The sequence below is a fragment of the Pseudomonas sp. CM25 genome, assembly GCF_013179705.1.
Lineage (GTDB): Bacteria > Pseudomonadota > Gammaproteobacteria > Pseudomonadales > Pseudomonadaceae > Aquipseudomonas.
In genome coordinates this window covers 1-7,501 of the sequence record NZ_JABMCW010000275.1, presented here as the reverse complement: position 1 = coordinate 7,501, position 7,501 = coordinate 1, and the positions used below count along the sequence as shown (strand labels likewise).

9 protein-coding genes are annotated in these 7,501 nt (G+C 63.9%); 2 read left to right on the top strand and 7 right to left on the bottom strand.

Features of this window, described 5'->3' with window-relative positions:
• The 5 genes from coq7 to hemJ all read right to left on the bottom strand — a co-directional run.
• Nucleotides 1–533: 2-polyprenyl-3-methyl-6-methoxy-1,4-benzoquinone monooxygenase (coq7, locus tag HP546_RS22735; protein WP_172229757.1), on the bottom strand; the 533-nt coding region annotated here is incomplete at its 3' end.
• A gap of 65 nt (nucleotides 534–598) precedes the next feature.
• Nucleotides 599–937 carry a histidine triad nucleotide-binding protein gene (locus HP546_RS22730; protein ID WP_172229755.1) on the bottom strand — a complete coding sequence of 113 codons (339 nt, stop codon included), beginning with the start codon at nucleotides 935–937 and terminating at the stop codon, nucleotides 599–601.
• A 63-nt stretch (nucleotides 938–1,000) separates the two neighbouring features.
• Nucleotides 1,001–1,783 carry an SDR family oxidoreductase gene (locus tag HP546_RS22725; protein ID WP_172229753.1) on the bottom strand — a complete coding sequence of 261 codons (783 nt, stop codon included), beginning with the start codon at nucleotides 1,781–1,783 and terminating at the stop codon, nucleotides 1,001–1,003.
• Between the two features lie 67 nt (nucleotides 1,784–1,850).
• On the bottom strand, nucleotides 1,851–2,807 hold the full coding sequence (locus tag HP546_RS22720) for a nitronate monooxygenase family protein (protein WP_172229751.1): 957 nt from the start codon (nucleotides 2,805–2,807) through the stop codon (nucleotides 1,851–1,853).
• A 28-nt stretch (nucleotides 2,808–2,835) separates the two neighbouring features.
• The gene (hemJ, locus tag HP546_RS22715; RefSeq protein ID WP_172229749.1) at nucleotides 2,836–3,261 is read right to left on the bottom strand and encodes a protoporphyrinogen oxidase HemJ; all 426 of its coding nucleotides are present in this window, start codon (nucleotides 3,259–3,261) and stop codon (nucleotides 2,836–2,838) included.
• A 142-nt stretch (nucleotides 3,262–3,403) separates the two neighbouring features.
• Between hemJ and argC the strand changes: the two genes are divergently transcribed.
• Together argC and erpA are read left to right on the top strand one after the other, a co-directional pair.
• Nucleotides 3,404–4,438 (top strand): N-acetyl-gamma-glutamyl-phosphate reductase, encoded by a 1,035-nt coding sequence (gene argC, locus HP546_RS22710; RefSeq protein ID WP_008089527.1) that lies wholly within the window; start codon nucleotides 3,404–3,406, stop codon nucleotides 4,436–4,438.
• Between the two features lie 146 nt (nucleotides 4,439–4,584).
• Nucleotides 4,585–4,935 (top strand): iron-sulfur cluster insertion protein ErpA, encoded by a 351-nt coding sequence (gene erpA, locus HP546_RS22705; protein WP_172229747.1) that lies wholly within the window; start codon nucleotides 4,585–4,587, stop codon nucleotides 4,933–4,935.
• Between the two features lie 59 nt (nucleotides 4,936–4,994).
• Here the strand turns inward: erpA and HP546_RS22700 are convergent, their stop codons facing one another.
• Both HP546_RS22700 and HP546_RS22695 read right to left on the bottom strand, forming a co-directional pair.
• Nucleotides 4,995–6,086, bottom strand: a complete 1,092-nt coding sequence (locus tag HP546_RS22700; protein ID WP_172229745.1) for an anhydro-N-acetylmuramic acid kinase — start codon at nucleotides 6,084–6,086, stop codon at nucleotides 4,995–4,997.
• Between the two features lie 3 nt (nucleotides 6,087–6,089).
• Nucleotides 6,090–7,501 (bottom strand): peptidoglycan DD-metalloendopeptidase family protein (locus tag HP546_RS22695; RefSeq protein ID WP_256678524.1); only part of this gene is annotated, 1,412 nt, incomplete at its 5' end.

Below are 7,501 nucleotides of genomic sequence, written 5' to 3'. Positions count from 1 at the left end.
TCGTCAACGCGCATTTGCTCGAGAATGGCCCGGGATTTTTCGTCCTCGTGCGGGATCTGCTCCAGGTGCTCGTCAAGGTGCTTGCACACCTGGTGCTCGGTGGCGGCGACGAAGCCCAGGCTGACCTTGTCACTGACCAGCCCGGCGAGGGCGCCGATGCCAAACGACATGCCATAGAACAGCGGGTTGAGCACACTCGGGTGGCTGTTCAGCTGGCGGATGCGCTGCTCGCACCAGGCCAGGTGGTCCACTTCTTCCTCGGCTGCATGTTCCATGGCCTTGCGTACTTCAGGCAGCTTGGCGGTCAGCGCCTGGCCTTGGTACAGCGCCTGCGCGCAGACTTCACCGGTATGGTTGATGCGCATCAGCCCCGCTACGTGGCGGGACTGCTGCTCGTCCAGCTCGATGTCCGGCTGGATGATGGCCGGCGATGGGCGGGCAGGCTGGCCGCTGAAGGGCAGCAAGGTGCGCATGGCGGTATCGGCCTGCAGCAACAAGCGGTCGAGCGGCGAGTAGTGACGTTCGGTAGCCATCGGGCACCTCCGCAAGAATGTGCCCGACAGTTTACCGCAATAGCGCCAGGGTCGCTTGCCGTGGATCAGCCCGGTGGCCAGTTCATCTGGCGCTGGCCAAGCACGTGCATGTGGATGTGGTAGACGGTCTGGCCACCTTTCGGGTTGCAGTTCATGACCACGCGGAAACCTTCCTCGCAGCCTTGCTCCACAGCCAGGCGCTGGGCGGTGAACAGGATGTGGCCGGCCAGGGCCTTGTCCTCTTCGGACAGGTCATTGAGGGTACGGATGTGTTTCTTCGGGATAACCAGAAAATGTACCGGTGCCGCGGGTGCAATGTCCTTGAAGGCCAGGATCTGGTCGTCTTCGTAGATGATATCCGCCGGGATTTCCCGGTTGATGATTTTGAGGAATAGATCGTCCACAGCACTTGCTCCATGGTGAGGGTCGGGCCGAGTGTACTCAGCCAGGCGCCGCGCGCCCAGTGGCTATTCCATGCCGGCGGGGCAGTAGCGGCGGTGGATGGCCCCGGCCAGCTTGCGCACCAGCCAGCGTGGCAGCAGGCGCGGGGCAAACGCCAGCCAGCGGTTGCGCCGGCCGGGCATGATCAGCGCGCGGTTCTTGTCCAGGGCGCGCACGGTGTACAGCGCTACTTCCTCTGCGCCGAGGCAGCGCGGCTTGCCATCGAGCCGTGGAATACGCCGGCGCGAGGAGCGCACCGGGCCGGGGCATAGCACCGAGACCTTGATGCCCGTGCGCTTGAGTTCTTCGCGCAGTGCCTGGGAGAAACTCAGGACGTAGGCCTTGCTGGCAGCATAGGCTGCCATCCACGGCCCAGGTGCCACCCCGGCCAGGCCGGCGACGTTGAGGATCTGCCCGCCACCCTGCACGGCCATCAGGTTGCCAATGGCGTGGCAAAGACGGCTCAGGGCCAGCACGTTTACCTCCAGCAGGTCCTGCTCGTCGGCCCACTCGTGGGCCAGCAGCGGCCCGTAGGTACGCAGGCCGGCACAGTTGACCAGCAAGTCGATACGCCGTTCGCCTTCTTCCAGTTCCAGCACGAAGCCTGACAGGCGCAGGGGCTGGCTGAGGTCGCAGGCGCGGAACAGCACCTCGACGCCGAAACGCTGGGTCAGCTCCATGGCCACAGGTTCCAGCGTTTCACGCTGGCGTGCCACCAGGATCAGGTTGCGCCCGCGCCGTGCCAGGGCTTCCGCCAGGGCCAGGCCCAGGCCGCTGGAAGCACCAGTGATCATGGCGTAACGGGTCATGCAAGGCTCCTGGGGGCTGTAGAAGGCGCCTAGTGTACAACTTGGCCGGGCAAGGTGTTGCCTTTTGCTACACGGTGCGCAAGCGCAAGCCCTGGCAGCGTTCCAGTGCGTGTTGGTACTCGTTATGGAGGCGTTCGATCAGCAAGCTGGCGCTGGGCAGATCGGTGATGCCGCCGACCCCCTGGCCAGCCGACCATACGGTCTTCCAGGCTTTGGCCTCGTCGTCTATGGGTTTCAGTTTGCCGGTTTCGTGGGCGTTTTGGAGGGCGTTCATGTCATAGCCGGCCTGCTCCAGGCTCGGGCGCAGGAAGCTGGCAGGGATGCCGGACACTGCTGGGGTGTGGATGATGTCGACGGCGTGGGCATGCACCAGCATTTGCTTGTAGGCGTCCTGGGCCTGGCTTTCTGTGGTGGCAATGAAGCGCGTGCCCATGTAGGCAAGGTCTGCCCCCAGCAGCTGCGCGGCCACGATTTCGTGGCCGTGGTTGATACAGCCGGCCAGCAGCAGGGTCTTGTCGAAGAACTGGCGAATCTCCGCAGCCAGGGCGAACGGGCTCCAGGTGCCGGCATGGCCGCCCGCGCCAGCGGCGACTGCGATCAGGCCATCGACACCGGCTTCGGCGGCTTTTTCCGCATGGCGGCGAGTAGTGACATCGTGGAACACCAGCCCGCCGTAGCTGTGCACCGCATCGACCACTTCTTTCACCGCCCCCAGGCTGGTAATGACGATCGGCACGCGGTGCTCCACGCACAGGGCCAGGTCTGCCTGTAGCCGCGGGTTGGTCGGGTGAACGATCAGGTTGACGGCGTAGGGCGCTGGCGCTTGAAGTTGCGCCAGCCCAGCCCCGATCTGCTCCAGCCAGGCCTTGAAGCCGGCGCTGTCGCGCTGGTTCAGGGCCGGGAAACTGCCGACCACACCGCTGGCGCAGCAGGCCAGCACCAGCTTGGGGTTGGAGATGAGGAACATCGGCGCGGCAACCACAGGCAGGCGCAGGCGTTGTTCGAGCGAGGCGGGTAGCGACATGGCAAGGCTCCTTGGGCGGGTGGCTATGTCAGAACGGTTTGACCACCACCAGAATTACGATGCCCAGCAGGAACAGCACGGGCACTTCGTTGAACCAGCGATAGTAGACGTGGCTGCGGGTGTTGCCTCCGTTGGCGAAGCGTTTGCGTTGGGCGCCGCACATGTGATGGTAGCCGGTCAGCAGGATGACCAGGGTGAGCTTGGCATGCAGCCAGCCCTGGCTCAGCCAGCCTGGGGTGAGGTACAGCATCCAGGCACCGAACACGTAGGTGGCAATCATCGCCGGGTTCATGATGCCGCGGTACAACTTGCGCTCCATGGTCACGAAGCGTTCCTGGCTGACGCTGTCCTGGCTCTGGGCGTGGTAGACGAAAAGCCGCGGCAGGTAGAACAGGCCGGCGAACCAGCAGACCACGCTGACGATATGCAGCGCTTTGATCCATAGGTAAAGCATGGAGGGAGTTCCTTCAGGTAATCACGGTCGTCAGATAGTAGTGGTCAAGCGCCCACAGGGGCACCCCAAGAGTTGTTACAGACGCTGTGCGCCCCTATTATCGTGCGCTTTCCAGACGGCTCGTTGATAAGGGGCAAGCGTTATGATCAAGGTCGGTATCGTCGGCGGCACGGGTTACACCGGCGTCGAACTGTTGCGTCTGCTGGCACAGCATCCACAGGCCGAAGTGGCGGTCATCACTTCGCGCTCCGAGGCGGGCGTGGCGGTGGCGGATATGTACCCGAACCTGCGCGGCCACTATGACGGGCTGGCGTTCAGCGTGCCGGACAGCAAGGCCCTGGCTGCCTGTGATGTGGTTTTCTTCGCCACACCGCACGGTGTTGCCCACGCCTTGGCCGGCGAGTTGCTGGCGGCGGGCACCAAGGTGATCGACCTGTCGGCCGATTTCCGTCTGCAGGATGCCACCGAGTGGGGCAAATGGTACGGTCAACCACACGGTGCGCCAGAGCTGCTCAAGGACGCGGTGTACGGCCTGCCTGAAGTCAACCGCGAGAAAATCCGCCAGGCGCGCCTGATCGCCGTACCGGGTTGCTACCCGACCGCGACCCAGCTGGGCTTCCTGCCGCTGCTCGAAGCTGGCCTGGCCGACCCGTCGCGCCTGATCGCCGACTGCAAGTCGGGTGTCAGCGGTGCTGGCCGGGGTGCGGCGGTGGGTTCGTTGTTCTGTGAGGCTGGCGAGAGCATGAAGGCTTACGCGGTCAAGGGGCACCGCCACCTGCCAGAAATCAGCCAAGGCCTGCGCCTGGCTGCCGGCAAGGACATCGGTCTGACCTTCGTGCCGCATCTGACACCCATGATCCGTGGCATTCACGCCACCCTGTACGCAACCGTTGCCGATACTTCGGTCGACCTGCAGGCGCTGTTCGAGAAGCGCTACGCCGATGAACCGTTCGTCGACGTGATGCCGGCGGGTAGCCATCCGGAAACCCGCAGCGTGCGCGGCGCCAACGTCTGCCGCATTGCTGTGCATCGCCCACAGGGCGGCGATCTGGTGGTGGTGCTGTCGGTGATCGACAACCTGGTCAAAGGCGCGTCCGGCCAGGCGGTGCAGAACCTGAACATCCTGTTCGGCCTGGACGAGCGCATGGGCCTGTCGCACGCCGGCCTGCTGCCGTAAGCCTGTGGTGCAGGAAAAGGCCCGCCATGTGCGGGCCTTTTTGTCGGTCACGACTAAAGGCGCACAATTCTTGACCAATTTTCTCGGAGAAGCGGATAATGCGCGTCATCGAGTTTTATGGCGGCTACCGCGCCGGGAGAATCAACATGAGCGTCGAAACCTTCACCCCTACGGCTTTGGAATTCACCCACGGCGCTGCACAAAAGGTGAAGAACCTGGTTTCCGAAGAAGGCAACGATCGTCTGAAGCTGCGCGTGTTCGTCACCGGTGGCGGCTGTTCGGGCTTCCAGTATGGCTTCACCTTCGATGAAGATGTCGCCGAGGATGACACCATTGTCGAGCGCGAGGGCGTGTCTCTGGTGGTCGACCCGATGAGCTTCCAGTATCTGGCTGGCGCCGAGGTGGACTACCAGGAAGGCCTGGAAGGTTCGCGTTTCGTGATCAAGAACCCTAACGCCTCCACCACGTGTGGCTGCGGTTCCTCGTTCTCGATTTGAGCCCTGAGCTTATGAAAACGCCGCGCAATTGCGCGGCGTTTTACTTTGTGGCGTAACCGTCAGGCCGGGTAGATCGCGCCAAGTACGCGCAGGCCCCTGGCGGCAGTGACGCTGGGACGGTTGGCAGCGATGCCTTCCAGGCAGCAGTGGGCAAGCCAGGCGAATGCCATGGCCTCTACCCAGTCCGGGTCTATGCCATGGGCGCCGGTACTGGCGACGCGGGCTGCCGGCAGCAGCTGGCCGAGGCGGGCCATCAGTGCCCCGTTACGCGCACCACCCCCGCAGACCAGCAGTGCTTCGGTGCTCTTCTGGGCATTGCTCAGCGAGTCGATGATGCTGCGTGCGGTCAGCTCCAGCAGCGTTGCCTGCACATCCTCGTCGCGGTAAGCGGGCAGGCGGGCGAGGTGGCCATCCAGCCAGTGCAGGTTGAACACTTCGCGGCCAGTGCTTTTCGGGCCGCTCCCGGCAAAGAACGGGTCGGCCAGCAGTGTGCGCAGCAAGTCCGCCTGCACTGCACCGGAAGCGGCCCAGGCGCCATCGGCATCGTAGGTCGCGCCGCGCTTGCGCTCGATCCAGGCATCCAGCAGCACGTTACCGGGGCCGCAGTCGAAGCCGTGGACCGGCTGGTCTTGCTCGATCAGGCTCAGGTTGCTGAAACCGCCCACGTTGAGCACCGCCAGACGCTGGCCGAGGTGGCTGAACAGGGTTTCGTGGAAGGCGGGCACCAGCGGCGCACCTTGGCCACCGGCAGCAACGTCGCGCCTGCGGAAGTCGGCGACCACGCTGATGCCGGTAAGCTCGGCCAGCAGCGCCGGGTTGCCGATCTGCACGGTAAAGCTGCGTGCGGGCTCGTGGCGAATGGTCTGGCCATGGCTGCCGATGGCACGGATGGCACCGGCCTGCAGGCCTTCGCGGGCCAGCAATTGGCCAATACCTTCGCCTGCCAGGCTGGCCCAGCGGTTTTCTGCCAGCGCAGCACGCGCGATTTCGTCAGGGCCGCTGCTGCACAAGGCAAGCAGCTCCTGGCGCAGGTCGACGGGCATTGGCAGGTAATGGGTGGCGAGCAGTTTCAGATGCTCGCCTTGCTCGATCAGGGCAATGTCCAGGCCGTCGAGGCTGGTACCAGACATCACCCCCAGGTAAAGCGCCATGGCTTAGCGCTTGTTCGCTGCGAGCATGGTGGCCTTTTCCTGGTCCATGCGCGCGATCAGGGGTTGGCTCTGCTGCATGAAGCGCTGGCGTTCGCTCTTGGCGATCGGGTCTGCCATTGGCACTTTCTGGCTCAGCGGATCGACGTGCACGCCGTTGACCTGGAACTCGTAGTGCAGGTGCGGGCCGGTGGACAGGCCGGTGGTACCGATGTAGCCGATGATCTGGCCCTGCTTCACCGAGCTGCCGGTCTTGATGCCTTTGGCGAAGCCCTGCATGTGCCCGTACAGCGTCTTGTAGCGGTTGCCATGCTGGATGATCACGGTGTTGCCGTAACCGCCACGGCGCCCGGCCAGCTCGATGCGGCCGTCACCGGCAGCCTTGATCGGGGTACCGCGTGGGGCAGCGTAGTCGACACCTTTGTGGGCGCGGATCTTGTTCAGGATCGGGTGCTTGCGGCCAGCGGAGAAGCGCGAGCTGATGCGGGCGAAATCTACCGGGGTACGGATGAAGGCCTTGCGCAGGCTGTTGCCATCGGCGGTGTAGTAGTTGGTATTGCCCTGCTTGTTGGTGTAGCGCACGGCGGTGTAGGTCTTGCCGCGGTTTGTGAAGCGCGCGGACAGTATGTTGCCGGTGCCGACGACCTTGCCGTCCATCACCTTCTGCTCGTAGACCACATCGAATTCGTCACCTTGGCGAATGTCCTGGGCGAAGTCGATGTCGTACCCCAGCACTCGGGCCATGTCCATGGTCATGCTGTGAGACAGGCCGGCGCGCTGGGCCGAGGCGGACAGGGAGCTCTTGATCACGCCGTGGGCATAGGCGGTACGCACCACCGGCTTGCTGATTTCACGGTTGAAGGTGTAACCCTTGGCGGTTTTGGTAAGGCGAATGGTCTCGAGGTTGCCGACCTTGCTGTGCAGGCTCGCCAGCTGGCCGTCCTTGTCCAGTTCGAATTGCAGCACCTGGCCATGCTTGAGCTGGCTGAACTGCTTGGCTTGCTTGTTGCTCGCCAGCAGGTCGTGTACTGCATTGGTTGGCAGCCCCACCTTGGCAAACAGGGTAGACAGCGTGTCGCCGCGGGCCACGGTAACTTCGCGATGTCCGGGCTCCTTGGCAGCCTCGACGACCGGTTCGGCGGCAGGGGCTTGTTGCTCGGCGTTCTGGGTCTCGGCGGTGGCGTCTTCGATCTGGGCGAACGGCGAGCCTTGCTCCCCATTGGTTTGCACCAGGGGAGCAGCACGAGATTCGTCTTTCAGTTGCTCGGCCGGGCTCTCCAGCTCGAGGTTGAGGGTGGTTTTCTTGGCTTCCACTTCGCTGGAGGGAAACACCAGCAAAGCCAGGCTGAGCAGGGCGGCGATGCCGCTGGCGGCCAACAGATGGCTTTTCGGATAAAGCGGGGGCGCTTTAGGCGGTT

Bases quoted from the DNA above. Each gene is read 5' to 3' on its own strand.
- HP546_RS22725 (WP_172229753.1), bottom strand. From the start codon at position 1,783: ATGACCCGTTACGCCATGATCACTGGTGCTTCCAGCGGCCTGGGCCTG.
- HP546_RS22720 (WP_172229751.1), bottom strand. From the start codon at position 2,807: ATGTCGCTACCCGCCTCGCTCGAACAACGCCTGCGCCTGCCTGTGGTT.
- hemJ (WP_172229749.1), bottom strand. From the start codon at position 3,261: ATGCTTTACCTATGGATCAAAGCGCTGCATATCGTCAGCGTGGTCTGC.
- argC (WP_008089527.1), top strand. From the start codon at position 3,404: ATGATCAAGGTCGGTATCGTCGGCGGCACGGGTTACACCGGCGTCGAA.
- erpA (WP_172229747.1), top strand. From the start codon at position 4,585: ATGAGCGTCGAAACCTTCACCCCTACGGCTTTGGAATTCACCCACGGC.
- HP546_RS22700 (WP_172229745.1), bottom strand. From the start codon at position 6,086: ATGGCGCTTTACCTGGGGGTGATGTCTGGTACCAGCCTCGACGGCCTG.